Raw genomic sequence first — 24,119 nt, 5'->3', positions numbered from 1 at the left:
TCCAGTTCAAACCTTCAGTTCAGCGCTCTTATCAGTTCGTCAGCCTCGCGCAGATCGCCGGAAGTTTCCGCAGAGGCAAATTTCGCCCTGGTTGATATCAGCAGTTCTCGCGCTTCAGCCCGCCCGGATGCGCCATCGCCAGCGATCAGGCGCGAGATGCTGATCGCAGTGCGCAATTCCCAGCCAACCGCTCCAAGCTTCCTGGCCGATTCAAGCGAGCGCTTGAACAGGCGCATGGCCGCCCGGTCGTCCCGCAAGGGTTCCTGGCACAACAGCGTGCCGTGAACCCGATAAATCTCGGGAGCAGCCCAGCGTTCGCCGGTTTGCTTCATCAGGGATTCGGCCGAAGCAGCAAAGCTTCGCGCCCTTTCTATCTGCCCGATCCTTCCGAACTCCGTGGCGAGCAGGATTCGATAGAACGGCATCTGGATACACCTGTTCTCGGTAGGCAGTTTACCGAGCAGGCTGCACAATCGTTCGAGCACTTCCGGCGCAGGGCCTCGCGCCGCCAGCGCAGGGGTCGCCCACAATGGACCGATCACCCGGTACATCGGATAGCCAAACTCCTCAGCGACCTTCAAGCCACGCTCGACGCTGGCCAGATTGGCCGCAAGATCGCCCTCGTACCAGTGATCGCTAACGCCAAGAATGGAGGCGAAGGCCAACATGAACGGATGCCCGATCTCGCTCGCGAGCTGGCGCGCCGTCTCACAGCACTCTCTGGCCCGGCCGGGCCGGCCCAACAACCATTCGATGTGTCCGGAAAAGACCAGCGACACGATCAATGGATCATGCTGATAGATCTGGACCAGCTTGCCATGATCGCGGGGATTGTAGCGCGCGCCGATCAGAGCCGCGAGTTCGGCCGCCTGCTCCAGGCGGCCGAGAAAGAAATTGGCGATCACAGCAGCGGCGTACGCCATGAGCGCCGCTTCATCGTCACGCCACTGCTCGGCCCGCCGGACGAAATCCTGTGCGTGTTCGAGACCCTTGGTGAGCTCGCAGTTGACCAGTTTGGCTATGGTGCTGCCCCACAGCACCGTCGCCTTCTCGCGAACGGTGCCATAGCTCGCGCAAAGTTTGAGAGCGCGGCTATAGGGTCCATAGACGTGCGGATCGGACCATCCTGCGTTAGCGGTGTATGCCATCGCCAGGTTCGATTGCAGCGCGATTTCGGCTTCGAAGCGCCGTGGTGAAGCAGGCAGCTTCGGTATCAGCGAGAGGCCCTCGCGAAGATGGGCCACGGCTTCCTTGGTGGCTGATCGGCCAAGCGCGGATTTGCCCGCTTGAAGCCAAGCCTCGATCGCCTCGGGAATGTTGCCTGCGCGTGCATAGTGATGACCGAGCACGGCGGGCTGACTGCTCTCCTTGGCCTCCTGGAGCAGCCACGATGCGACGCGCGCATGGAGTTCGCGCCGTTCCTCCTTGAGCAGCGAGGAGTAGGCGGCCTCCTGTATCATCGCGTGCTTGAACATGAACGGCGCAGTCTGGTCTTCCACGAGGCGATACACGACCCCGGCGCTTTCCAGTGCCTGCAACGCGTGCCTCAGCGTTTCGTCTTTGCCCGGAAATACGTGGACAATACCTTCATAATTGAACTGCCGTCCGAACACGGAGGCGATCTGGGCGACACGCTTGGCCGGACCGAGACGATCAAGGCGCTCCATCAGTGAATCGTGAATACTCGACGGCACTAATGGTTTGGGCAGCTTTTCGGCCACCGCCAAGCCGTCACCGGCGCGCTCGATCGCGCGGGAATCGAGCACGGCCCGCGTAAACTCCTCGACGAAGAGCGGCACGCCATCGGTTCTTTCCACAATCTGGGTGGTAATCCGGCGCGAGACGATATCGTTACCTGCGACGGCTGCGATCATCTGCTCACATTCGTGCGGCGCCAGCTTGTGAAGGGCAATCCGTCGGACTGCCAAGCCCGACAACCAGTCCGCCCGGTAGTCATCGCGATGCGTGATCAGGATCATTACCCGCTCGCCTGAACAACGAACTATTGCCCGTACCAGCAACTCAATGGTGGTCGGGTCCATCCACTGGACGTCCTCGAAGATCATCAGCACAGGGTGCTTGTGCGAGGCCCCGACGAGAACGTCCATAACCTCCCTGAAAGCGCATTCGCGCTGGAGGGGAGATCCGAGATCGGCGGGTTCGTAGTCCGAGCAGGCGGGTATCGACAGGATCGCGCCGTAGTAGTGAAGCGCGCGCGCGACATTGGGGGCTCCCGCAAGAAGCGCTCGCAGTTTCGCCAATGCGAGTTCCGGGTCGTCGGTTTCCTGGATGCCGGTCGCGCGCCTGAGCCGCTCGATTTCGGGGGCAAGCGGGGTGTTGACGTGAAAGGGGGAGCACTGAAACGACAGGGTATTACGCGGAGTCGCACCGAGATGTCTGCGGAACTCGCGGATCAGGCGTGACTTGCCGATGCCAGGTTCGCCGGAAATGACGCCGACCTGTCCTGACCCCGCTACACTCTGCTGCCACATCTCGGCAAGCGCTGCGCTTTCGCTGGCGCGGTTAATCATCGGAGCGAGCGGCGACCTCCGCGCTCTCTCGAACCTGCTTTCGTTGGATGTCAGGGCTTCTGCGCGCCAGGCTTCCACTGGCTCCTCGACGCCCTTGAGCACGCGTCTGCCCAGCGGCGCGTAACTGAATGTTCCGCGCGTCAGCTCGTAAGTGCCGGAACCGACCACAACACCATTCTCGCCGGCGAGCCCCTGCAGGCGGGCAGCGACATGAGCCGAGCTGCCGAATACTTCCCGCCGATCGGCTGGTTCGCCGGGTACGCTGCCGACGACGACCTCCCCGGTGTTCACCCCGATACGCACGCCAAGGCGGACGAAACTGCCATCCGACAGCAGAAACTTCTGCTTCTTGATTGCCGCAGCAACCGCCAGCGAGGCGCGCACCGCACGTTCGGGATCATTTTCGTGGGCTTGTGGCACACCAAAATATGCCAGCAACCCGTCGCCAATCATTCTGGCAATGTGACCGCCGTAGCGTCGAATATGCTCGTCGCAGATATCGCGATAGGTTCGGATCACCGCAAAAAATTCTTCGGGATCAAGCCGCTCGCTCAACGGCGTTGAGCCGACGATGTCGACAAATACCACGGTGAGCTGCCGGCGCTCGGCGTGCAGAGCTTCGCTCTCGATGTGCGGCGGCGATCGCGTTCGCTGAAGTCCGCCCGATCGAGCGGGCAATGGCTGGCTGTTCACGGCGCCACCCCATTCAGTTTCCGCCTCATCTGCCGCGAGGCAAGATAGACGGCAAGCCGCATCCGGTTGACGCTGCCAAGCGGCCTGTGCTCAGGCAGGCAGTTCCACGGGTTGAACACCATGTGCTCGGTGTCGTAGAGTTGATTTTGCGTCAGAAAGCTCTGCCTTGGAATGGCAATGCTCCCCAGCCGCACGACCTTGTCGTTGCGGCGGGTCCACCACCGGGACGCGTCCTCGACGTCATCCGTCGTGGCGCCGTCCCGCACCCGTATGGAGAAATCGAACACGACATCATGGCCGGGCTGATGCGTATGCGGGTCCAGATCCCGCACAAGCGCATCCTGAAGAAAGCTGTCCGATCGAGCCCAAAACATGAATGTCCACCATCGAGCGGATTTATCCGGACCGCCGGCAGGACCGACCAGATAGCGCACGACCCTGTGTTCGCCGAACAGGAACGGCGACATGCTGTGATAGGTGGCGGTCAGCGGATTTCGGATGGTGAAAAGGCCTTGCAGCGCCGTCCGCAGAAACAGGTAAAATTGGCGCGGACGCTGAACGACGAACCCGAGCCATAACGCTGCCTTGTGAAGCTTTTCCCGCCAGGTTGCCTGTGGTGCACTCACCGCGTTCATCAACTGCGTATAATCGACCGCATCCTTGCAGAAGAAGATCGGAAAGCTGCTAAGCGCGAAATCATGCTCGCCGGGTGACGCCTTGTCGGGCGCCAGCGTGGCAAGAATGGTCTTCGTCCCGACCTCGCGAAGCTTGATGGACATGCCGCGCGCGTCCACCTTGCGGTCGCTCTGGCGCCGACCGAGCCCGTTGGAAAACCGCACCATGGCCGGATAGCGAGCGCCTGGACGAAATAGCGCCGTGGTGAACTCGGCCGGAAGATCCTCGCGAACGATCAATTCCGCGGTCACGCATCCGTGCGACTTCGCGTGCTGGTCGCGCATCGCAGGGACGAAGCAGTCCGAGACCCTGCTCTCGCAGTAGTTGGTAATCACCGCTTCTGCGGCAATGCGCGCCATTTGCCGGGTCATGGTTGCCTCGCCAGGCACGGCCCGCTCAAGCACATGCAACGGCACTGGCCGGTCCGGCGGCAGCTCCAGCGCGTTCACGAGCTGCTGGTATCGTTCCGGCGTCGCAGACGATCTCCGCGCGTCGCCCCTAGGCGCCGGGAGCGCGATCGCGCGCAGCATCTCCCTGAATTCGGAGATGCGGCGCAGCGCACGGAAGCCGAGGCTGACCGGCTGATCTCCCAGCAGGCGTGCCGTGAGCGTCTTCCCGCCTGCGGGATCGTCTAACCGTCGCCGTGTGCCTGACCGGGTCATGACGCGCGAACCCTGCCGGAGGCCAGCAGCCTGAGCGCGGCGAGACTCGGGACAAAGAAATAATCGCCGCCCTTGGTTTCGACAAAACGCGGAATGTTGAAACAGATAAACGGCCGCCTCCCCGTGGTCTCATCGCCCGGGATCACCATCTGGCCGCCCTGGCTGCTACCGGCAATCGGATCGCCGTCATTGCTCTGCTCGAAATCGTCACCGAAGTTGACCCATAATTGCTGCACGAACTCGAACTGATCGAAGCCGGAATTGAAGGCGATGAAGAGGATGCCGCGCCTTTCGTCATCCCGCTCGTCGGGCGGAAGAGGCTTGCCGTAGGTGATGCCGCGCCGGATCAGGCGGTGCCGGCTCATCGTCTTGCCGCCGAAACCGAGCGCGTCGCGCGGATTGGTGCGTCTCACATGCGCTCCCAGCGGACACCGTGCACCCGCGGGATCGTCGGCATAAGCGAATCCATTATCGAGCGCCTTGGTCGGTCGATCCGGATGCTCGATCAGCGAAGATCCGTCTTGCCAACGTCCCATCATCTTAGCCGCCAGAAAGTCTTCCGCGGTCACGCCGTTCGGCAGGCCGCCTGGGATCGTCCGGGCAAACGACCTGGCTTGCTCCGCAATGTAGTCTCGAAACAGCGGCACGTTCTGCTCGAGCTTACGGAACACAAGATAAGTCGAGTTATGCGAAAGCAGGTTCGGCAGCGGCATCGGCGCGAGATCGCCACCTTCACCGGGATAGCCGAGGATGAACTCGCCGAGCGGAATCTTGCGAAATCGTCCCCTCTCATCGGGATTGCCGATTTCCTGTGACCTTCCGGCGCCGCCGTCGCGCGATACGCCCTCGACGGCGGGATTGCTCAGCCCGTCGACGAAGCCGAAATGCTCGCGGCGGGCCTTCTCGTTATCCTTACTGAAAAATCCAGCAGGTTGATCGGGACCCAGCTCCGTTACGCCGGCGGGCAACGATTGCCGGAACGTTCGGCAACGCTCCTCGAGCGCCCCCTCGGTCCTGCCGTAGATCATGACCAAAATATCGACACGGCTGGTTTTCCAGGGTTCATCCCACCATTGCGGTGAACTCTTGCCGACATCTCCGAGTGCTTTTGCACGAACCTTCATGCCCTCGCGAAACTCGGCCGGAAAAGTCGCGAGACTTTCCTCCGGAAGGCCCAAGGCCCGCAGTCCGGCGAAGGTCAGGGCAAGATTGAGCGCCGCGTCCGGCTTTTCGCTCCACTGCGCAGGAGTAACGGAGCCCGAATCCAGCAGGGCCTTCAACAACGACCTGCCATCGCCCGCATCGTGAACCGCCAAATACAGGAAACGTGCGTGCGGAAAGGAGGCGTAGCCACGAAGAATATTGCCTTGAATATTGGAAAAATCGAACATCGCGGGCCTCACTTTCAATCGCTATGTCGTCACAAATCTCCTGCGAGTGGCCTGACTTCTTGCAGCCTTTGCCACAACGTCGCGAAGTCTTGCTTGAGTTCTGCCGGAGTTGGCTGTTTTTCCTGAACGTGCCTGATGAATTCCCCGAGCCCTCGCCGGTACATCAGTCCCAGCAGAATTTCGTTCACGGTGGCGTCGGGCTGGTCGGCCAGCAGCAAATTGGTCCCAACCTCACATTGCTCAAAATACACAGAGAGACCGTCGCGGCTCTCGATGCCCGGAAAGCCACGGCAGTGCTGCCAAATGGTCTTCAATTGATCCGGGATATGCTCGATCATTTCACGGATCAGTACGTCGATGCTGAAACCGTCGAAGTCGCAGGCGAACAGCAGGTAAGTCGACTTCAGCGTATCGATCTTCGCCGGGATTCCCTGATAGGTAAGCCTGTCGATTACGACAAAGCGGGCCATGTGGACGACCGGCACCTCGCTCAACGGCGAACCGCGCGGGTTGTCATCCAGCGTGCGCAGAAAGGTGCGCAAGGCGGCTGTATGCCCAGGCTTGATTGGAAACAGTCCGGTAAAACCGTATTTTTCGCCGTTCTGATTTGCCATACGCGTACTCCGCTCAAACAGCCCGCTACTCGGGAATGGGACCGAAGCTACCCAGCTTGTTCTGCACGCTCATGAGCAGGCGATTGAATTCCGTCGCAAATTTATCGGGCGGCAGATCGCGCGAATTTTTCTCGAACAATTCGAGTTCGCGGCGCACTTCGAGGCCCGCTCGAACGTCGCGCACGGAGGCGCCGGGGTAAGCGCTGTAGGAGTGATCCGACTCGACCTGGTTGCGCTTGATGTACCGCTTCAGCGGCGCGACCGGCCGGGCCATGGGATAGCGAATGCTCCAGAACCATACGAGGTCGAGCGGCACATAGAGGACGTCCGCGAAGGCCTCGATGTAGGTTTCCCATGGGCCATTGAACGTGCTCAGAAAGAACAGATAATCGTAGTTCAGCTTTTCCGCCGGCTGACCTTCGAGTTGCGGGAAGCGATCGCGTTTGATGACAACCCAATGAACGAAAGGCAGAAACGCCAACGCCTTCGCGGTGTTCTGGGTTCGCTTCCAGCGATCGAATATCCAGAGCAGCACGCGAACGACGCAGGTGCCGAAGCGATTCATCGGCGTGATGACGTTGAACGTGACGGCTTTGCCAAGCCCGTCCTTATTGCGCGCACGATCGGCCATGAGAACCTCGTCGCGAAGAGGGGTGAATGAAGCGCCGTTGCTTGGCCCCCCACCCCTACGAAAAACACCACTAGTTAAATAAGCATCGATACCAGCGCTCGAGCTGCAACACCCATTGTTTGGAAGTCGCATCGGGCAGGAGACGAATTTGAATCAGCCTTGCAGTATTATCGGCATCCAAGAAACGACAATTGCGCGCGTCCGCTCTTCTCCAAGACTAGTCGCCGCAGATGGGCGCGCCGGGAGTGGTGATGGGACGCGCGGGCGTCATATCAAATTTGGCCACATGGTGTCTGTGAAATACATCACAAACATCGGGCTTGAGCCCAAGCGGAGTATTTGTCCATCCCGTTGGGCGGCGCAGAAGCTTGGGCCGCGCCCTCCCGCTACGCTCGCGCCGGATCGCGAGCACCCTTCATCTCGTCGCTCGGCTTGACGTCCTGCGAGCGGCTGTAGATCGCGACTGCCGTGATCAGCACCAGTGTCAGCGTGCCGAACAGCGCGCGGTAGGCGTCTTCCGTACGGGCGCCGCTGCCAAGCGGCTCAAACGCGCCGATGATGATGCCGGAAAGCGTCTGCATGCAGGCGACGCCGAGCATCACCGACGTGTTCATGGTCGCGATGCCGCGGCCGATCAGGCGGTCGGGAAAGATGCCGCGGCCGTGCGTCATCACCATGGTGCTGGAGGCGGAGAAGAAGCCCATGGCGATGATGACGGCAACCGGCAGCCAGGCCGGCGGCTGCGAGAACAGCGCTAGGATCGCGAGCAGACAAACGATCACCAGCGTGCCGCCGATCGCGATGCCCTTGCGGGTGTCGAGCCGGCGGTCGAGCGGGCCGAAGGCGAGCATGCCGGCCTGGTAGGCGATCACGGCGCAGAGCAGGACATTGCCGGCCGCGATCGGGGTCAAGCCATGGACCTCGCGCAGAAACGCGCCGCCCCAGAGGCCCTGCACGGTGAAGGTGCAGGCGTAGTTGCAGAAATTCAGCGCCAGGATCGGCTTCAGGCGCGGGTTGCGCAGCACTTCCAGGAAGCCGTTGAGCATCTCGCCTGATGGTTCCACCTTGCGGCTCAGGAAGGGATGGCCGGGCGGCGCGTCGCGCACCACCAGAAAGATTGCGACCGTGGCGAGCGCGATGAAGATGACGACGGCGCCGAACACCGGACGCCAGCCGACCGCCTGCGACGCCCAGGCGAGCGGCGTGGTGGCTGCGAGGTTGCCGAGCAGGCCGATCGACAGCACCATCGCGGTCAGCGTGGAAAAACGATCGGGCGGAAACCAGCGCGAGATCACCACCATGCTGCCGATCAGCATCACGCCGCAGCCGGCACCCATCAGCACGCGGCCGGTGAGCAGCACCGGCCAGCTCGGCGCCAGCGTGAACATCGCGCCGCCGATCGAGGCCACGATCAGCATGCCGACCACGGTATAGCGCGGTCCGAAACGGTCGAAGAAGAAACCGCAGGGGATCTGCATCGCGGCAAAGCCGAAGAAGAACGCGCCGGTCAGCGCCCCCAGCGCTTCCGGCCCGATGGCGAGATCGCGCATCAGATCGAGGCCGATGGTGACATTGGACGCGCGGAAAAAATGGCTGGCGACATAGGCGGTAGCCAGTGTCGCGACGATGATCAGGCCCCGGCGGTGGGGAAAAGGCCGCTCGGCGGACTGCATCGATGAGAGGACGTTTCCGGTTATTTTCTTGTTGCTCCAGCGAGCCTATGCGGGCCGACCGCGCAGTTCAACAAGCAATGCGGCTTACGCCCGCTGCAGCGCCAGCGCCACGCCGGCGAGCACCAGCACCATCGCCACCACCTCCCGCAGGCCGAGCGGCTCGCCGAGGATGAGCGCCGCCGAGATCACTCCGATCAGGGGCACCAGTAGCATCCCGGTGGAGGCCGATGACGGCGGCAGGCGGCGCAAGGTCTCGAACCAGGTGAGATAGCAGAGGCCCATCGGCACCAGCGTCATGTAGACGAAGCACGCCAGGCCTTGCGCCGTGAGCGCGCCGTAGTTCGGTTGTTCGAAGGCGACGCCGAGCAGCAGCATCACAAGGCAGCCGAGCCCGACCTGCCAGGCGACCACGACCAAGGGCGGCATCGGCAAGGCGACGCGGTTGAGGATAGTGCCGATCGCAAACAGGATCGCCGCCGAAAACAGCAGCAGGATTCCGGCGATCCGCCCGCTGTCGAAGGTCAAACCGTTGCCGCCCAACAGCACGGCAATACCGCCGACGCCGAGCACCAGCGCTGCGATGTCCACGAGCTTGGGCCGGATTCCGGCCAGCGGCCATGCCAGTAGCGTGGCCCAGATCGGCATGGTGTAGACGATCAGCGCACCCTCGCCGACGGGGACGAACTTCATCGCCACCGTGGAAAATCCCATCCAGGCGAACACATTGGTGAACGACGCGAACGACAGCCGGACCAGCGCCTCGCGCGGGACCTGCAGCGACTGTCCCCACGTCTTCGCTAATCCGAACAGGATGACTGCCGCGGCGACGCCTGCCAGCCCGCGGGCAAACAGCGGCGGCCATTGCTGCAGCAACAGTTTCATCAGCGGCCAGTTCAGCGCCCATCCGACGGCGGTGACGCCCAGGCAGAGAAAGCCGATCCACTTGTCGCGCCGCGCCGCATCCATGCCCATCGCTTAGCAGCTTGCAGACAATGGCTCCACGTCGGCGCGCACAAAAAAAGATCCGGCGCGCGCTGGGTGTAGCGCGCCGGATCAGTCCGACCAGCTTTCAGATCGAAGCTGGTGGCCCAGCCAGGGGGAGGTGCCTGGCCGCGAACTTGGGTCGCCCGTCCCGAGGCGTCGTCTCCGTGTCACGACGATAGTACCGCGAGCCCGGCCAAGACGACGTGAACTGGTTCACACGGCGCGCGCTAGCCCGGCACCCCTGCCGATCAACCGATCAATCACTTCCCGAGGCCATTTCCATTGACCGTCGCGCGTGAAAATTGCGGCGATTGGCGGAGCTCGCGTGCCGGCGGCCGCTCCAACGGATCGCGGCCCAGCTTTGGCTTCAAATCCGCAAGGTCGAGAAAGGTGTCGGCCTGACGGCGCAGTTCGTCGGCCACCATCGGTGGCTGGCTGGCCAGGGTGGAAACGACGGTGACGTGGACGCCGCGGCGCTGCACCGCCTTCAGCAGCGGACGGAAGTCCCCGTCGCCGGAGAACAGAAACATGGCATCGACATGATCGGCGAGCTCCATTGCATTGACCGTAAGCTCGATATTCATGCTGCCCTTCACCTTGCGGCGGCCGGTGGCGTCGACGAATTCCTTGGTGGGCTTGGTGACGACGGTGTAGCCGTTATAGTCGAGCCAATCGACGAGCGGACGGATCGACGTATATTCCTGATCCTCGATAATGGTGGTGTAGTAGAAGGCGCGCAGCAGCGCGCCACGCTCCTGGAATTCCTTCAATAGACGCCTGTAGTCGATATCGAAACCGAGCGCCTTGGCGGTCGAGTATAGATTGGCACCGTCGATAAAGAGCGCAATTCTTCCGGACAATGACATCGGGCACTGACCCCTCATTCAGGATACGCAGGCCAAGAGAAACATTCGCTCAGAGTTTGGCCGCAGGCAATAGCGCCTAAATTGACCGAGGTGACGAGGCAGGCGGCGTCGGCGACCGGGAGGAACAGACAACGCGCCGAGCAATGCGAGAGTGCGCACCTGCCTCGACATGCCGACGGTATGGTCGATTCGCGCCATGCTCAATTGTACCGAAGTAAATGGCCGACATCGAAACGGATGGACAGCCTATACGAAGGTTTATGGTCTCCTGCCGGCAAGAGGCTGCTCTCATCGAGCCGGCATATCCTGACCGCGTTGCAGCAGACGCTTTAGCGATTTCCATGCAGGCGCGAACACAAATCCGACCGCCGGAATCGCTGCGGCGCCGACCAAGAGGCCGATGACGCCGGATATGGCCGCCTCTACCGCCCATTCGAGGATCGCGGCAAGCGACGGAAATGCGTGAGCCACGGCCTCCGCCGCGGTCTTGACGGCGTGGTGGATCGCGGGAGGGCCGTAGACCTCGACGCCATGCAGGATGATGCCGCCGCCAACCCAGATCATGGCAGCAGTCCCGACCACACTGAGGACTTTCAGGAGCCCAGGCATGCCGCGAACAATGCCGCGTCCGAGCGCGCGGCCGGCGAACGAGACCCTTTCGCTCCGTGCCAGCGCCACGCCGACATCATCGGCCTTCACGATCAGGGCCACCACGCCATACACGGCGACGGTGATTCCGATGGCCACCACCGCCAGCACCAGGGCCTGCTTCCAGATGCTCCCGACGGAAAGGGCGGCCAGCGTGATCGCCATGATCTCGGCCGAAAGGATGAAGTCGGTCTTGATCGCGCTTGCGACCTTCTCATCTTCGACCGACGGCGCGTTCAACGCCACGGTGCCGAGTTCGGCTTCATGCTGGTGCGCATGATGGGGCATGACGGCCTCGAGCACCTTCTCTACCCCTTCGTAGCAGAGATACGCACCGCCCAGCATCAGGAGCGGCGTGATCGTCCAGGGCAGGAAGTAGCTTAGCATCAGGGCAGCCGGCAGCAGGATCAACAGCTTGTTGCGTAGCGATCCCGCAGCGATCCTGCCGACAATGGGAAGTTCGCGCTTCGGCTCGAACCCGATCACGTAACCGGGCGTGACCGCGGTGTCGTCGATGACGACACCTGCAGCCTTCGCACCCGCCTTGACGGCCTGGCTGGCGACATCATCGAGCGAGGCTGCGGCCACTTTCGCAATCGCGGCAACATCATCGAGAAGGCCTATCAGCCCGATACTCATCGATTGCACCCATCAAAGATTCGTTGCGGTGACATTGGCGGGTGCACCGCTTCCAGCACATGACCAGTATGGGCAACCAACAATTCACGCAAAAAAAATCCGGCGCGCAGTGGGGCGCGCCGGATCCATTTCTACTCACTCAACAAAGAACTGTCAGCCCGTAGCCGCCCGTGGCGCACGGTTGCGCGAGTTGCGCTGGAAGAACAGCGCCTGGCTCGCCACCGCCGAGACCATCGCGGGCTGGAACGGTTTCGAGATCAGGAACGCCGGCTCGGGGCGCTCGCCGGTCAGGAAGCGTTCGGGATACGCGGTGATGAACACCACCGGCACCTCGAACACGCGCAGCAATTCATTGACCGCATCGAGGCCGGACGAGCCGTCGGCGAGCTGGATGTCGGCGAGGATCAGGCCGGGCTTCTTGTTCTTGGCCAGCGCCACCGCATCCGCATGGGTACGGGCGACGCCGATCACGTTGTGACCGAGGTTCTTCACCAGGCTCTCGAGGTCCATGGCGATGAAGGTCTCGTCCTCGATGATCAGGACGTCGGTGGCGATTTCCGCCGCCATCTCGCGGCCGGCGGCATCCGTCAACTGCCGGGTCTCTGCGATGTCGGTATTGAGGATGAACGCCACCTCCTCCTCGGAGAAGCCTTCGAGCGACAGCAGGAGGAAAGCCTGCCGCGGCAGCGGCGTGATGTTCGACAGCCTCCGCTCCGGCGGCAGCGCCAGCGTCGCGACGTCAGGGTTGTCGTTGAGCGAGACCGAATTCCAGATCTGGGTGAACAGTTTGAACAGCCCGGCGCGCGGGCCGTAGCGTTCGTCGAGCAGGGAGCCATCCTGCAGCAGGGCCTCCAGCATGGCGGCCACATAGGCATCACCCGAGGCCTGGTTTCCGGTCAGCGCACGGGCATAGCGCCGCAACAGCGGCAGATGTTCAGCAACAAGCTGTGATCGGGACATCCCCATTCCATCCTTATCTTAGGCCGTATCCTTGGCCGTAGTTAGGGTCTCAGCCGGGCGGACGTAACCTTGAAACGCCGTGGCGGGCGTCAAATTTAGTTTCTTGCTGGGGGACCCGGGTTCCCCTGTCCCCCCGATTACTCGCGAAGGGCAAAAAAGTTCCAGAAAAAGTTCCAGGAATTCGGAACCTTCCGGGCGTATTCGCATTAGCCTGTGACCTATAACGCGGCGGCCTATGCCCAATTTCGAGGTAACCTCTTGAAAACACAGAGAATTAACTCTCGGGGAAGCGTGGATCACACCATGAAGGAAGTAAAGAAGCAGGGCGGGCTTAACGCCGAGATTCAATCCAGGATCGGCCATCAGCTCCGCGCCATGTACGACGACGTGGTCCGACAAGGTGTGCCGGACCGCTTTGCGGAATTGATCCGAAAGCTCGATGGGCCGGAAGCGGCAGCGGCCCAAATCGACGAAACAGCAAAAAATGACGGGAGGGACTAATGCCTCTCACCGACTCTCTTCGCGACGACATTTTGGCGTCGGTACCCAGCCTGCGCGCGTTCGCGATCTCGCTCTCAGGTAATGGCGACCGTGCGGACGACCTGGTTCAGGAAACGTTGCTGCGCGCCATTGCCAACATCGACTCGTTCCAGCCCGGTTCGAACCTGCCGGCCTGGTTGTTCACCATCCTGCGCAACCTGTTTCGCTCCGACTACCGGAAGCGGCGGCGCGAGGTGGAGGACGCCGAGGGCAATTATGCGAAAACCCTGAAGACCCAGCCGTCGCAAGGCGCGCATCTGGAATTCGAGGAGTTTCGCACCGCGCTCGACAAGCTGCCGCAGGACCAGCGCGAAGCGTTGATTCTGGTCGGTGCCTCCGGCTTCTCCTATGAGGACGCTGCGGCGATCTGCGGCTGCGCAGTCGGCACCATCAAGAGCCGCGTCAACCGCGCGCGCTCGAAACTCTCCGCGCTGCTCTATGTCGAGGGCGCCGAGGATTTCGGACCTGACGAGACCGTGCGCGCCGTGATCGGCGGCAATGGCGGATGATGACGCTATCGAAATGACATGGAAAAGGCGGCCCCGCTGGGCCGCCTTTTTGTTTGAGGTGTAGCCCGGGTGAAGCGAAGCGCAACCCGGGATTCGCTTGCCGCGCCGTCGCCCCCGGATTTGCGCTTTGCTCCATCCGGCCTACAGGTCAAACTCAATGCAGGCCGCCGAAAGCGTAGATCAGGATCAGAATCGGAATTGGCACGCCCAGCAGCCACAGCAAGAGATAACGTCCCATGACGAACTCCTCCCTTTTGATGAGGGCTAAATGCGTGGGGCATGCAGGGGTTCCGAAGCCATAGGGTGGGCATGGCGCAAATGCACCTTTGCCTACCTTGCGATCCCGTCAACGCAGTGGAGCGGAAATCTCGCCGGTGCGGTCGCGCTCGGTCATGTCGACGACGGTGACCATCGGAGCAGTGAGTTCGTAGACATAGCTGACGTCGGTGAAGTAGCGCTTCGCGGTGCCGCCCATCGCTTCCGGCGCGACGCGGTCGAGCAGGATGAGGCCGAAATCACTGTCCTCTCGCCGTGTCGCCGCGCTGGTGTTGAACTCCTCCCAGCGGAAATGGAAGACCTCGTCCGGCTCCTCGCCGGTGACCTCCCAGTTGGCGACGATATGCGGATGCTTGCCGACCAGCGACAACCCCTCATCGGAATGCGAGGCCAGCTCGAAAAACAGCAGCGACAGCGACTGCGCGGCGCGCGCGCTCACCGAAATGTCCGGGCCGTTGACCACGATGCGGTCGGCATGCGGTATCGCGCGCGACTCGAACAGGCCCCTGAGCTTGACGCCCTGCCACTGGCTTTCGCTGAGCAGCGTCACCACGTTCGACATCGCGTGGATGCGGCCGATCAACAGCTCGCGCGACACGTCCATGTCGGAGCCGTGGCGCAGCGTGCGCGTCACGATCGACTGGATCACGGCCAGGATGTTCTTGACCCGGTGGTTGAGCTCGTCGATGACGGCGGTCAATCGCCGCTCGAAACCGATCCGGACCTGGATCTCGCGGCTGAGCCGCAGATTGTTATAGGCGACATAGCCGAACAGGCCGCAGACGATACCGGTGAGCGCCAGGCCGATCGCCGCCACGATCATCGCCGTTTGCTGCGCGCGCTGCACAGCGTTGTTCTTGGCATAATAGCCGAGCGACCAGTCACGACCGCCGAACGTCACCGTGCGCACCACCGACGGCAAGGGGTCGCCCTGCTTCACCGGCCGCAAGGTGACGACACCCTGCTCGTTGGCGACATATTCGTCGCTGACGTCGTCGGGGTCCTTCAGCACCACCGCAAACAGCGAGCGGTCGTCATTGGTCAGCATCAAGGGCGCCAACTCATACGAAAAGGTGACGAAGCCTGCCGGCTCGGTGCTGCCTTCCGGCACGATGGCGGACGCCAGCACGATGCCGATCGGCCCGTTCTGGCGCAACAGCGGGATCGGATCCGACGCCAGCGGCTTTCCGGCGGCGGCCGCCTGCACCAGCATCGGCCCGATCACCGAATGCCGGTCGTAGGCCCGGCCCGGCGCGCCCAGCGTATCCGCGTTGCGCGGCTCAACGTCCATCAGCACGTCAATCGGCTTGTTGATCGTCTTGATGTCCAGCGGCTTGTCGTCGAAATCCCGGATCGTCGGATTGGTGAAGCCCGCGCCCTTCAGCTCCGCCTGCGCCACAGGCAGATCGCCCGGCTTGAGCCGCGCGATCCACGACGCGACCACGAAATCGGTCTTGAAGGCATAGATTGCCGAACGCAGCGGCTGCAGCATGTTGGCCTTCACTACCGACGGTGCGCGGAACAGGCCGGATGCAACGCGGGCGAGCAGTTCGCGCTCGGTCAGGCGGTCCTGCACCAGGCTGGCATGAACGTCGATGGCGCGGGCCAGCGCGATCCCGTCGAGCGCCAGCTCCTGATCGTGGACGCGATAGGCCGCGAGACCGGAGAGCAGAACTCCGATCAGCGCGATAAAGCCGATAATGAAGCCCAGCCGAACCACTCGCTTACTCAGGAATGACGTGTTGGCGAAGACGTATTGAAAGCATTTTGGGCTCTGCCGGGGCAGAAACGCATTGGCAATAGCGCGCAAGCCAACCGCGGCGAATATGACGGAGCGATCATCAGCACGCAACTGAGAGGTTGGCAGCGGGCAACAACACGGCCGCCGTTAACGCTGATCTTGCGGGGCCAGAGATTGATAATCTGACAGCGCCGATTTGGTTCCGCTGCGGAGCGACAAATCCGCGGGCCATGGCGGCGGACGGCATATTAAGATTAACGTTCGGCTCGCCCGGCCGCTGGCCTGACCGCTTGTCCGGCCGCTCCGAGCCCGGCCGGACCGATTAACCAGGCCTGCCTGTCTTCCTGGATTATTTGGCCTTCGCGGCCGGGCGCAGGCCGCCCTTGGCCTCGATGAAGCCGATGATGCGATCGAGCCCCTCGCTCTTCTTCAGGTTGGTCATCACGAACGGCCGCTCGCCGCGCATCCGTTTCGCATCGGTATCCATCTTCTCGAGCGATGCGCCGACATAGGGCGCCAGATCGATCTTGTTGATCACCAAAAGATCCGAGCGGGTGATGCCGGGTCCGCCCTTGGAGGGGATCTTGTCGCCGGCGGCGACGTCGATGACGTAGATCGTGAGGTCGGCGAGTTCGGGCGAAAATGTCGCGGCGAGATTGTCGCCGCCGGATTCGATCAGCACCAGATCGAGATCGGGAAATTTCGCGCGCATGTCGGCAACCGCCGCCAAATTCATCGAGGCGTCCTCGCGGATAGCGGTGTGCGGACAGCCGCCGGTCTCTACGCCGGCGATGCGATCCGGCGTCAGCGAACCCGAGCGCACCAGAAATTCCGCATCCCATTTGGTGTAGATGTCGTTGGTGATGGCGGCGATGTCGTAGCGCTCGCGCATCGACTTGCAGAGCAGGTCCATCAGCGCGGTCTTGCCGGAGCCGACGGGGCCGCCGACGCCGATCCGCAAGGGCCCGTGAGAATTAGACATGGCGAATGCTCTTCCAATTGCGCGTGAACGATCGTAGCCCGGATGGAGCGCAGCGCAATCCGGGACAGGTTGATCCGAGTGTGAGACGGCCCCGGATTGCGCTTCGCTTCATCCGGGCTACGGCTTGCTGCAGCGTCATGACCGGAACAGCCTCGTATATTGCGTCTCGTGGCGGAGGCTGGCGAGATCGGCGCGGAAGGTAGCGCTGCCGAGATCATCCAGCGAGGCGGCGAGCGCGCGCCTGGCGGTGGCGGCAACATCGGCTTCGAGGCCGGCGAGAATGCGCTGGCTGTCGGTCTGTCCGAGCGGGACGAGGCGCGCGCCGGCGGAAATCCAGTTGGACACCAGCGCGTGGAGGAACGCGTGCATTGCAGGCGGCAGCGGGACGGCATGGGCGGCGCCGACGATGCCGACCGCAACGGGATAGACGATCGCGCCACCGCAAGCCGCAACCGTCGCGTCGAGGCCGTCGCACGCCCAGGCCGACCGGGCGATATCGATGAAGGCGCGGCCCTGCGTCGTGGTTTCGAGTTGGCGTTCCCGCGAGGGCACGAAGGCAGCCGCCAGTTCGGCAGTTTCACGCAATTTTTCATCATCCCGTGCGACCGCCGCGCGATGCGCCTGCGCCACGAACACGGCGTCGCAGAAACCTGCCCCATCGGCCAGCAACGCCGCCAGCCAGTTGCGCAGCGATGCGGCATCCGTGATATCGCCCGCCTCCACCGCCCATTCGATACCGCTGGAATAGGAGAACGCACCGACCGGAAACGACGGCGACAGCCACGTCATCAGCCGGTACAGCGCCGCGGCTTCCTCCGCCGTCATCCCGCCGCTTGCGTCGACGGGCGTGGGCTCATTTGTGGTCATGAGCATGGGAGTGATCGTGGTGGTGATGATCGTGGTCGCAATGCTCGTCGTGATGATGATCGTGATCACCGTGGTGATGGTGATCACTGTGGTGATCGTGATCACCGTGGTGGTGGTGCGCGTGATCATCATGGTGATGATGACCGTGATCATGATGGTGGTGGCCGTGATCATGCGCGGCATGATCGTGCGTGGCTTGCGCGTAGGCGCCGCCCTCGGGATCGAACGGCGCCTCGATCTCGATGATGCGCCCGCCGAGCCCCTTCACCATCGCCTCGATGACGTGATCGCGGCGGATGCGCAGGCCCTTTGGCATGATCTGCGTCGGCAGATGGCGGTTGCCGAGATGCCAGGCGATGCGAACCAGGTGCAGGGGATCGGCGCCGCGGATCTCGATCAGGGGCTCGGCCGCCGCCACCACTTCGATCAGCCTGCCGTCCTCCAGCACCAGCGCATCGCCGCCGCGCAACGCGACCGCATTTTCCAGATCGAGCAGGAATTCGAGCCCGCGCGTACCCGTCATCGCCATCCGCCGCCGGTGCCGATCGTCAAAATCGAGCACGACGGTATCGGCTGCTGATTGCGTCCAGCGATGCTGGCCCAGGACGTTGGTCGCGCGGATCATGAGAGCCTTTTATTTTGACGCGTTTTCTTCATGCGAACCGGTTCCCACTTCGCTTGAAAACGCTTTGCTAGAATTTCTCCACTTTGCCGTCGCTGATTATCTCGATCACCGTCGGCGCCGTCTTCATCTGCGAGGAATACTCCCGCCACACCTTCATGTGGGGCGCGCGGCCATGCGCATTGAGGTCGTCGCGGGTTTCCCAGCGCTCCACCACCACATACAGGTTGGGATTGTTCACGCTGACATGGCCTTCATAGGAGATGCAGCCCTTCTCCTTCAGCGTTTCGACGGTGCAGGCCTTGTGTCCCTTGATGAAGTCGTCCTTGTTTTCCGGCTTCATCGGCGTGGTGGCGATGACATAGATCATGAGTTCGCTCCCGTGGCTTTTCTTGTTAGCGGGTTTCGACTTTTTCGGGCGTGATATATTCGATCTTCGGCGGCGCGCTCATGCATTTCACGGCAACGCGGCCGAACGTCTTCATGTGCTCCGCCGTGCGATGCGGCCCCAGCGCTTCCATGTTCTCCCACTGCTCAACAAACACCATCTTGGCGGGATCGGTGACGCTTTCGTGCAGGTCGTAGGCGATGTTGCCCGGCTCTTTGCGGGTTTCCTTGATGCAGGCGGTGGCAGCGGCGATGAAATCGGCGCGCGTTTCGGGCTTGATGGTCAGCGTGGCAACGACGTAAATCACTTAAGATCCTCCCGGACTTTTGTTCTGGCTCAAGTTCCGGGACCGACCTTAGAACATGAAATAGCGCTGTGCCAGCGGCAGGACCTCGGCTGGCGCGCATGTCAGAAGCTCGCCGTCTGCGCGCACCTCATAGGTCTCGGCATCGACCTCGATTTTCGGCGTGGCGCCGTTGTGGATCATACTCTTCTTGGAGATGCCGCCGCGGGTATTTTTGACCGGATAGAGTGTTTTGCTGATGCCGAGCTTGCGCGCCAGCCCGCCGGTGATGGCGGCCTTTGACGTAAACACCACGGAGGACGCCGTCAGCGACTTGCCGTAGGCGGCAAACATCGGCTGATAATGCACCGGCTGCGGCGTCGGGATCGAGGCGTTGGGATCCCCCATGGGGGCGGCCACGATCGAGCCGCCCTTGATGATGCAATCCGGTTTCACGCCGAAGAACGCCGGCGACCACAGCACGAGGTCGGCGAGCTTGCCCTTCTCCACCGAGCCGATCAGCTTTGACACACCATGCGCGATCGCGGGGTTGATTGTGTATTTCGAAATGTAGCGCTTGACGCGGAAATTGTCGTTGTCGTTGCCCTTGTCCTCGGGCAGCACGCCACGCTGTTTCTTCATCTTGTCGGCGGTCTGCCAGGTGCGGATGATGACTTCCCCTAACCGGCCCATCGCCTGCGAGTCCGACGACATCATCGAGAGCGCGCCGAGATCGTGCAGGATGTCTTCCGCCGCAATCGTCTCCTTGCGGATGCGGCTCTCGGCGAACGCCAGATCTTCCGCAATCGAGGGATCGAGATGGTGGCACACCATCAGCATGTCCAGATGCTCGTCGATGGTGTTGCGGGTGAACGGCCGCGTCGGATTGGTCGAGGACGGCAACACGTTCTTCAGGCCCGCAATCTTGATGATATCTGGCGCATGGCCGCCGCCGGCGCCTTCGGTGTGGAAGGCGTGGATGGTGCGGCCCTTGAAGGCCTTCACCGTGTCCTCGACGAAGCCGGATTCGTTCAGCGTGTCCGAATGCAGCATCACCTGGACGTCGTAGTCGTCAGCCACCGCGAGACAGTTGTCGATCGCGGCCGGCGTCGTGCCCCAATCCTCGTGCAGCTTCAGCGCACAGGCGCCACCCTTGATCATCTCGACCAGCGCGGCGGGTCGCGCCGCGTTGCCCTTGCCCGAGATGCCGAGATTGACCGGGAACGCGTCGAACGACTGGATCATCCGGCCCATGTGCCACGGGCCTGGCGTGCAGGTCGTCGCAAACGTGCCGTGCGAGGGACCGGTGCCGCCGCCAAGCATCGAGGTGACGCCGGACATCAACGCGTGCTCGATCTGCTGCGGGCAGATGAAATGGATGTGGCTGTCGAACCCGCCGGCGGTGAGGATTTTTCCTTCACCCGCGATCACGTCGGTGCCGGGACCGATCACGATGGTCACATTGGGCTGGATATCGGGATTGCCGGCCTTGCCGATGGCGGCGATCATGCCTTCCTTGATCGCGACGTCAGCCTTGACGATGCCCCAGTGATCGACGATCAGCGCATTGGTAATGACGGTATCGGCCGCGCCCTGCCTGTTGGTGACTTGCGACTGCCCCATGCCGTCGCGGATCACCTTGCCGCCGCCGAACTTCACCTCCTCGCCATAGGTGGTGAAATCCTTTTCCACCTCGATGATGAGGTCGGTATCGGCCAGCCGCACCTTGTCGCCCGTGGTGGGCCCGAACATGTCGGCGTAGACGGAACGTTTGATTTTTACGGACATGTCAGGCTCCAGCCTTGTCGGTCGTTGTTGTCGAAATCCCATGCATGGGGACTCGCGGCTTACCCCTCTCCCCAACCTCGAGAGCGAGCTTCGCTCGCCTCGGACCCCGCAAGGGGGGAGGGAGCCCGACCAGTATGCTCACCTCACCGCGGATCACAGCGCGTCCCTACAGATCACAGCTTCCCCTGCACGTCGCCGCGGAAGCCGTAGATGGTGCGCTTGCCCGCGAGCGCGACGAGCTGGACGTCGCGGGTCTGGCCGGGCTCGAAACGCACCGCGGTGCCGGCGGCGATATCGAGGCGCATGCCGCGGGATTTTTTGCGGTCGAATTTCAGCGCGGGGTTGGTTTCGAAGAAATGATAGTGCGAGCCGACCTGGATCGGGCGGTCGCCGGTGTTGGCGACGGTGAGCGTCACCGTCTTGCGGCCGGCATTGAGTTCGATCTCGCCGTCCTTGATGAAGAGTTCGCCGGGGATCATGCCGCGCTCCTATCGGATCGGTTCGTGGACGGTGACGAGCTTGGTGCCGTCGGGAAACGTCGCCTCGACCTGGATGTCGTGGATCATCTCCGGAATGCCGTCCATGCACTGGGCGCGGGTAATGACCTGCGCGCCTGATTGCATCAGTTCGGCGACGGTGCGGCCGTCACGGGCGCCCTCGACGATGAAGTCGGAAATGATGGCAACCGCCTCGGGATGGTTGAGCTTGACGCCGCGCTCGAGCCTGCGGCGCGCCACCATGGCCGCCATCGAGATCAAGAGCTTGTCCTTTTCGCGGGGGGAGAGGTTCATGCGAGCACTCTGGTAATTGAAGATCTAGTTGAGCCACAAGCGGGGTAGCGCTGCGCCGCTGGCGCGGCCGAGCACAGTCATCATGTCGGCGCGCAGCCTGGCCGCATCTTGGGCACAGAAGCGCGCCATTGCAAATCCATTCCACGAGGAGATGCCGACCTCGCCGCCGAACGCGTCCGACGCCTCGCGAATCCGCTCCACCACGGTCTCGTCGCCGGGCACAATCAGCGCAGTGCCGATAGCTGCGCCGCCTTTCGCAACGGCCGGTCGCGCCAGTTTTGCGCCGATGTCACCATCGAGCCGGACGGTCTCGGCAAACACGAGGCGACCGCCGCGGCGCAGCCGCCAGCGGTCGACGAATTCGCCGTGCTGCATCGTTTCGCCCATCGCCGCGCGGCCGAACACGACGATTTCGCAGAGCAGAAGCGAGGCGTCCTCGGCCAGGTCGATATCGATCCGCCTGATGATCCGCGCACGGTCGAACAGGATGGTCTCCTGCGGCAGCCAGGCGAGGTGCGCACGGGCCTCCGCTTTCAGGGCAATGGTGAGCTCCGCGGCAGGACCGGGTGCGCGATAGACCTTTTCGGCCGCCGCCGTCGTCAGCGTCAGCCGCGCCCCCTCGCCTGCCCTGATGTCGATGTCGAAACGGTCGCCGCCGGCAATGCCGCCGGCGGTGTTGACGAAGACGCCCGACAGGCCTTCCGTTTCAGGGGAAGGAAAACGCACGCGCAGCGAGCCGGATTCATGCAGGTCGCCGCGGCGCGTGACACCGTCGTCAAGATGCACGCCGAACCGAACCGAGCCCTGTGCCCGGTTGGCCGCGAAGGTGGCTGAAGTCCCGCGCGCAATTTCGGCCTGCATCCGTCCCCCAACGACGTTTACGACGCCCCCGATGCGCGAGGTTTACAGCGCCATCTGGCGGCTGATCTCGGCGGGATCGAGGTTGGAGCGGTCGCAGGCAAATTTGACCGCGCCGCGGTCCATGACCGCAAAATTGTCGCCGAGCTCGCAAGCAAAGTCGAGATATTGTTCGACCAGCACGATTGCGATGTTGCCAAGGCTGCGCAGGTAGGAGATGGCGCGGCCGATGTCCTTGATGATCGACGGCTGGATGCCTTCGGTCGGCTCGTCGAGCAGCAACAGCTTTGGCCGCATCACCAGCGCGCGGCCGATCGCCAGTTGCTGCTGTTGCCCGCCGGAGAGGTCGCCGCCGCGGCGGCCCAGCATGGTGTTCAGCACCGGAAACAGCGAGAACACGTCGTCGGGGATATGGCGGTCGTCGCGCTTGAGCGGGCCGAATCCGGTCTTGAGATTTTCCTCCACCGTCAGCAGCGGAAAGATCTCGCGGCCCTGCGGTACGAAACCGATGCCGCGCCGTGCGCGCTCATAGGGCTTCAAGCCGGTGATGTCGTTGCCTTCGAGCGTGATCGAGCCGCCCGCGATCGGATATTGCCCGACGAGCGCGCGCAGCAGCGAGGTCTTGCCGACGCCGTTTCGCCCGAGCACGCAGGTCACCTTGCCCGGCTCGGCGGACAGCGAGACGCCGCGCAGCGCCTGCGCCGCACCGTAGTAAAGGCTGATGTTGTCGACCTTCAGCATGGATCAGCGCCCCAGATACACTTCGATCACCCGCTCGTTCGACGAGACCTGATCGATGGTCCCTTCGGCCAGCACCGTGCCTTCGTGCAGGCAGGTCACCTTGACGCCGAGCTCGCGCACGAAGGTCATGTCGTGTTCGACGACCATGACCGTCTTCTCCTTGTTGATCTCTTTCAACAGCTCCGCGGTCTGATGGGTTTCGACGTCGGTCATGCCAGCGACGGGTTCGTCGACCAGCAGCAGTTTCGGATCCTGCGCGAGCAGCATGCCGATCTCCAGCCACTGCTTCTGGCCGTGCGACAGGCTTCCGGCGAGGCGATTGCGGGCATTGGTCAAGCGGATGGTTTCCAGCACGCGATCGATCCGCTCGGCCTCGGCCCCGTTGCCGCGCCAGAACAGCGTGCCCCTGACGCTGTGATCGACATTGAGCGCGAGCAGCAGGTTGTCCTCGATGGTCTGGCTCTCGAACACCGTCGGCTTCTGGAATTTGCGGCCGATGCCGAGTTCGGCGATGCGGGTTTCATCGAGACGCGTCAGGTCGGTCATGCCGTCGAACAGCACCGTGCCCTCGTCCGGCTTGGTCTTGCCGGTGATGATGTCCATCATCGTGGTCTTGCCGGCGCCGTTCGGGCCGATGATGGCGCGCATCTCGCCGGGCTCGAGCGTCAGCGAGAGATTGTTGATGGCGTGAAAGCCGTCGAACGAGACGTGCACGCCGTCGAGATAGAGTAGCGCCGAAGTGGTCCTTCCTTCCATGACACTCATG

The 24,119-nt window shown here is 62.7% G+C and carries 24 protein-coding genes; 2 read left to right on the top strand and 22 right to left on the bottom strand.

The window, feature by feature from the left end:
- Positions 1-14 precede the first annotated feature (14 nt).
- The 10 genes from CQ14_RS13460 to CQ14_RS13415 form a co-directional block, all read right to left on the bottom strand.
- Positions 15-3,224: an AAA family ATPase gene (locus CQ14_RS13460; protein ID WP_057858363.1), complete on the bottom strand. Its 3,210-nt coding sequence runs from the start codon at positions 3,222-3,224 to the stop codon at positions 15-17.
- On the bottom strand, positions 3,221-4,561 hold the full coding sequence (locus tag CQ14_RS13455; RefSeq protein ID WP_057858362.1) for a catalase: 1,341 nt from the start codon (positions 4,559-4,561) through the stop codon (positions 3,221-3,223). Before CQ14_RS13455 ends, CQ14_RS13460 begins: the two co-directional genes overlap by 4 nt.
- On the bottom strand, positions 4,558-5,952 hold the full coding sequence (locus tag CQ14_RS13450) for a Dyp-type peroxidase (protein ID WP_057858361.1): 1,395 nt from the start codon (positions 5,950-5,952) through the stop codon (positions 4,558-4,560). The genes CQ14_RS13455 and CQ14_RS13450 overlap by 4 nt, the downstream gene beginning before the upstream one ends.
- 29 nt (positions 5,953-5,981) lie before the next feature.
- Entirely contained in the window at positions 5,982-6,566 is a 585-nt protein-coding gene (locus tag CQ14_RS13445; RefSeq protein ID WP_057858360.1) for a hypothetical protein, read from the bottom strand.
- A 25-nt stretch (positions 6,567-6,591) separates the two neighbouring features.
- Entirely contained in the window at positions 6,592-7,197 is a 606-nt protein-coding gene (locus CQ14_RS13440) for a hypothetical protein (protein ID WP_057858359.1), read from the bottom strand.
- A 386-nt stretch (positions 7,198-7,583) separates the two neighbouring features.
- A complete protein-coding gene (locus CQ14_RS13435) occupies positions 7,584-8,870 on the bottom strand; it encodes an MFS transporter (protein WP_057858358.1) in 1,287 nt (428 codons plus the stop codon).
- 84 nt (positions 8,871-8,954) lie between these two features.
- A complete protein-coding gene (locus tag CQ14_RS13430; RefSeq protein WP_057858525.1) occupies positions 8,955-9,836 on the bottom strand; it encodes a DMT family transporter in 882 nt (293 codons plus the stop codon).
- Between the two features lie 278 nt (positions 9,837-10,114).
- Positions 10,115-10,720 (bottom strand): LabA-like NYN domain-containing protein, encoded by a 606-nt coding sequence (locus CQ14_RS13425; protein WP_057858357.1) that lies wholly within the window; start codon positions 10,718-10,720, stop codon positions 10,115-10,117.
- 288 nt (positions 10,721-11,008) lie between these two features.
- Positions 11,009-12,007: a DUF808 domain-containing protein gene (locus tag CQ14_RS13420; RefSeq protein WP_057858356.1), complete on the bottom strand. Its 999-nt coding sequence runs from the start codon at positions 12,005-12,007 to the stop codon at positions 11,009-11,011.
- A gap of 153 nt (positions 12,008-12,160) precedes the next feature.
- Positions 12,161-12,967: a response regulator gene (locus tag CQ14_RS13415; protein WP_057858355.1), complete on the bottom strand. Its 807-nt coding sequence runs from the start codon at positions 12,965-12,967 to the stop codon at positions 12,161-12,163.
- 303 nt (positions 12,968-13,270) lie between these two features.
- Here CQ14_RS13415 and CQ14_RS13410 point away from each other — a divergent pair, with 303 nt between their 5' ends.
- Positions 13,271-13,468, top strand: a complete 198-nt coding sequence (locus CQ14_RS13410) for a NepR family anti-sigma factor (RefSeq protein WP_057838541.1) — start codon at positions 13,271-13,273, stop codon at positions 13,466-13,468.
- A complete protein-coding gene (locus CQ14_RS13405) occupies positions 13,468-14,016 on the top strand; it encodes a sigma-70 family RNA polymerase sigma factor (RefSeq protein ID WP_057838540.1) in 549 nt (182 codons plus the stop codon). The genes CQ14_RS13410 and CQ14_RS13405 overlap by 1 nt, the downstream gene beginning before the upstream one ends.
- A gap of 346 nt (positions 14,017-14,362) precedes the next feature.
- On the opposite strand, the gene CQ14_RS13400 is transcribed toward CQ14_RS13405, so the two are convergent.
- The 12 genes from CQ14_RS13400 to urtD all read right to left on the bottom strand — a co-directional run bounded on the left by CQ14_RS13400 (position 14,363) and on the right by urtD (position 24,118).
- Complete coding sequence (locus CQ14_RS13400) at positions 14,363-16,012, bottom strand: CHASE domain-containing protein (protein ID WP_057858354.1); 1,650 nt, start codon at positions 16,010-16,012, stop codon at positions 14,363-14,365.
- Positions 16,013-16,382: 370 nt separating this feature from the next.
- The gene (gene ureG / locus CQ14_RS13395) at positions 16,383-17,015 is read right to left on the bottom strand and encodes an urease accessory protein UreG (protein ID WP_057858353.1); all 633 of its coding nucleotides are present in this window, start codon (positions 17,013-17,015) and stop codon (positions 16,383-16,385) included.
- A gap of 135 nt (positions 17,016-17,150) precedes the next feature.
- Complete coding sequence (locus CQ14_RS13390; protein ID WP_057858352.1) at positions 17,151-17,888, bottom strand: urease accessory protein UreF; 738 nt, start codon at positions 17,886-17,888, stop codon at positions 17,151-17,153.
- Entirely contained in the window at positions 17,869-18,507 is a 639-nt protein-coding gene (locus tag CQ14_RS42190) for an urease accessory protein UreE (protein ID WP_082649845.1), read from the bottom strand. The genes CQ14_RS13390 and CQ14_RS42190 overlap by 20 nt, the downstream gene beginning before the upstream one ends.
- A gap of 67 nt (positions 18,508-18,574) precedes the next feature.
- Complete coding sequence (locus tag CQ14_RS13380) at positions 18,575-18,874, bottom strand: putative quinol monooxygenase (protein WP_057858350.1); 300 nt, start codon at positions 18,872-18,874, stop codon at positions 18,575-18,577.
- Positions 18,875-18,899: 25 nt separating this feature from the next.
- Positions 18,900-19,199 (bottom strand): putative quinol monooxygenase, encoded by a 300-nt coding sequence (locus CQ14_RS13375; protein WP_057858349.1) that lies wholly within the window; start codon positions 19,197-19,199, stop codon positions 18,900-18,902.
- Positions 19,200-19,247: 48 nt separating this feature from the next.
- Positions 19,248-20,963: an urease subunit alpha gene (gene ureC, locus CQ14_RS13370; protein ID WP_057858348.1), complete on the bottom strand. Its 1,716-nt coding sequence runs from the start codon at positions 20,961-20,963 to the stop codon at positions 19,248-19,250.
- 173 nt (positions 20,964-21,136) lie between these two features.
- On the bottom strand, positions 21,137-21,442 hold the full coding sequence (locus CQ14_RS13365) for an urease subunit beta (protein WP_057858347.1): 306 nt from the start codon (positions 21,440-21,442) through the stop codon (positions 21,137-21,139).
- Between the two features lie 9 nt (positions 21,443-21,451).
- The gene (locus CQ14_RS13360) at positions 21,452-21,754 is read right to left on the bottom strand and encodes an urease subunit gamma (protein ID WP_057858346.1); all 303 of its coding nucleotides are present in this window, start codon (positions 21,752-21,754) and stop codon (positions 21,452-21,454) included.
- A 24-nt stretch (positions 21,755-21,778) separates the two neighbouring features.
- Positions 21,779-22,615 carry an urease accessory protein UreD gene (locus CQ14_RS13355; protein WP_057858345.1) on the bottom strand — a complete coding sequence of 279 codons (837 nt, stop codon included), beginning with the start codon at positions 22,613-22,615 and terminating at the stop codon, positions 21,779-21,781.
- A gap of 42 nt (positions 22,616-22,657) precedes the next feature.
- Positions 22,658-23,353: an urea ABC transporter ATP-binding subunit UrtE gene (gene urtE / locus CQ14_RS13350; protein WP_057858344.1), complete on the bottom strand. Its 696-nt coding sequence runs from the start codon at positions 23,351-23,353 to the stop codon at positions 22,658-22,660.
- Between the two features lie 3 nt (positions 23,354-23,356).
- Complete coding sequence (urtD, locus tag CQ14_RS13345) at positions 23,357-24,118, bottom strand: urea ABC transporter ATP-binding protein UrtD (RefSeq protein WP_057858343.1); 762 nt, start codon at positions 24,116-24,118, stop codon at positions 23,357-23,359.
- Between the last annotated feature and the right edge of the window lies 1 nt (position 24,119).

It is taken from the genome of Bradyrhizobium lablabi, assembly GCF_001440475.1.
Classification (GTDB): domain Bacteria; phylum Pseudomonadota; class Alphaproteobacteria; order Rhizobiales; family Xanthobacteraceae; genus Bradyrhizobium; species Bradyrhizobium lablabi.
The sequence above is the reverse complement of the archived record's forward strand: the minus strand, read 5'-3'. Positions and strand labels throughout refer to the sequence as shown.

Coding starts and splice junctions, on each gene's coding strand:
- CQ14_RS13455 (WP_057858362.1), bottom strand. CDS start 4,561: ATGACCCGGTCAGGCACACGGCGACGGTTAGACGATCCCGCAGGCGGG.
- CQ14_RS13420 (WP_057858356.1), bottom strand. CDS start 12,007: ATGAGTATCGGGCTGATAGGCCTTCTCGATGATGTTGCCGCGATTGCG.
- CQ14_RS13415 (WP_057858355.1), bottom strand. CDS start 12,967: ATGTCCCGATCACAGCTTGTTGCTGAACATCTGCCGCTGTTGCGGCGC.
- CQ14_RS13405 (WP_057838540.1), top strand. CDS start 13,468: ATGCCTCTCACCGACTCTCTTCGCGACGACATTTTGGCGTCGGTACCC.
- CQ14_RS13450 (WP_057858361.1), bottom strand. CDS start 5,952: ATGTTCGATTTTTCCAATATTCAAGGCAATATTCTTCGTGGCTACGCC.
- CQ14_RS13440 (WP_057858359.1), bottom strand. CDS start 7,197: ATGGCCGATCGTGCGCGCAATAAGGACGGGCTTGGCAAAGCCGTCACG.
- CQ14_RS13435 (WP_057858358.1), bottom strand. CDS start 8,870: ATGCAGTCCGCCGAGCGGCCTTTTCCCCACCGCCGGGGCCTGATCATC.
- CQ14_RS13360 (WP_057858346.1), bottom strand. CDS start 21,754: ATGAACCTCTCCCCCCGCGAAAAGGACAAGCTCTTGATCTCGATGGCG.
- CQ14_RS13445 (WP_057858360.1), bottom strand. CDS start 6,566: ATGGCAAATCAGAACGGCGAAAAATACGGTTTTACCGGACTGTTTCCA.
- CQ14_RS13365 (WP_057858347.1), bottom strand. CDS start 21,442: ATGATCCCCGGCGAACTCTTCATCAAGGACGGCGAGATCGAACTCAAT.
- urtD (WP_057858343.1), bottom strand. CDS start 24,118: ATGAGTGTCATGGAAGGAAGGACCACTTCGGCGCTACTCTATCTCGAC.
- CQ14_RS42190 (WP_082649845.1), bottom strand. CDS start 18,507: ATGATCCGCGCGACCAACGTCCTGGGCCAGCATCGCTGGACGCAATCA.
- CQ14_RS13355 (WP_057858345.1), bottom strand. CDS start 22,615: ATGCAGGCCGAAATTGCGCGCGGGACTTCAGCCACCTTCGCGGCCAAC.
- CQ14_RS13380 (WP_057858350.1), bottom strand. CDS start 18,874: ATGATCTATGTCATCGCCACCACGCCGATGAAGCCGGAAAACAAGGAC.
- CQ14_RS13430 (WP_057858525.1), bottom strand. CDS start 9,836: ATGGATGCGGCGCGGCGCGACAAGTGGATCGGCTTTCTCTGCCTGGGC.
- ureG (WP_057858353.1), bottom strand. CDS start 17,015: ATGTCTAATTCTCACGGGCCCTTGCGGATCGGCGTCGGCGGCCCCGTC.
- CQ14_RS13390 (WP_057858352.1), bottom strand. CDS start 17,888: ATGCTCATGACCACAAATGAGCCCACGCCCGTCGACGCAAGCGGCGGG.
- CQ14_RS13410 (WP_057838541.1), top strand. CDS start 13,271: ATGAAGGAAGTAAAGAAGCAGGGCGGGCTTAACGCCGAGATTCAATCC.
- ureC (WP_057858348.1), bottom strand. CDS start 20,963: ATGTCCGTAAAAATCAAACGTTCCGTCTACGCCGACATGTTCGGGCCC.
- urtE (WP_057858344.1), bottom strand. CDS start 23,353: ATGCTGAAGGTCGACAACATCAGCCTTTACTACGGTGCGGCGCAGGCG.
- CQ14_RS13425 (WP_057858357.1), bottom strand. CDS start 10,720: ATGTCATTGTCCGGAAGAATTGCGCTCTTTATCGACGGTGCCAATCTA.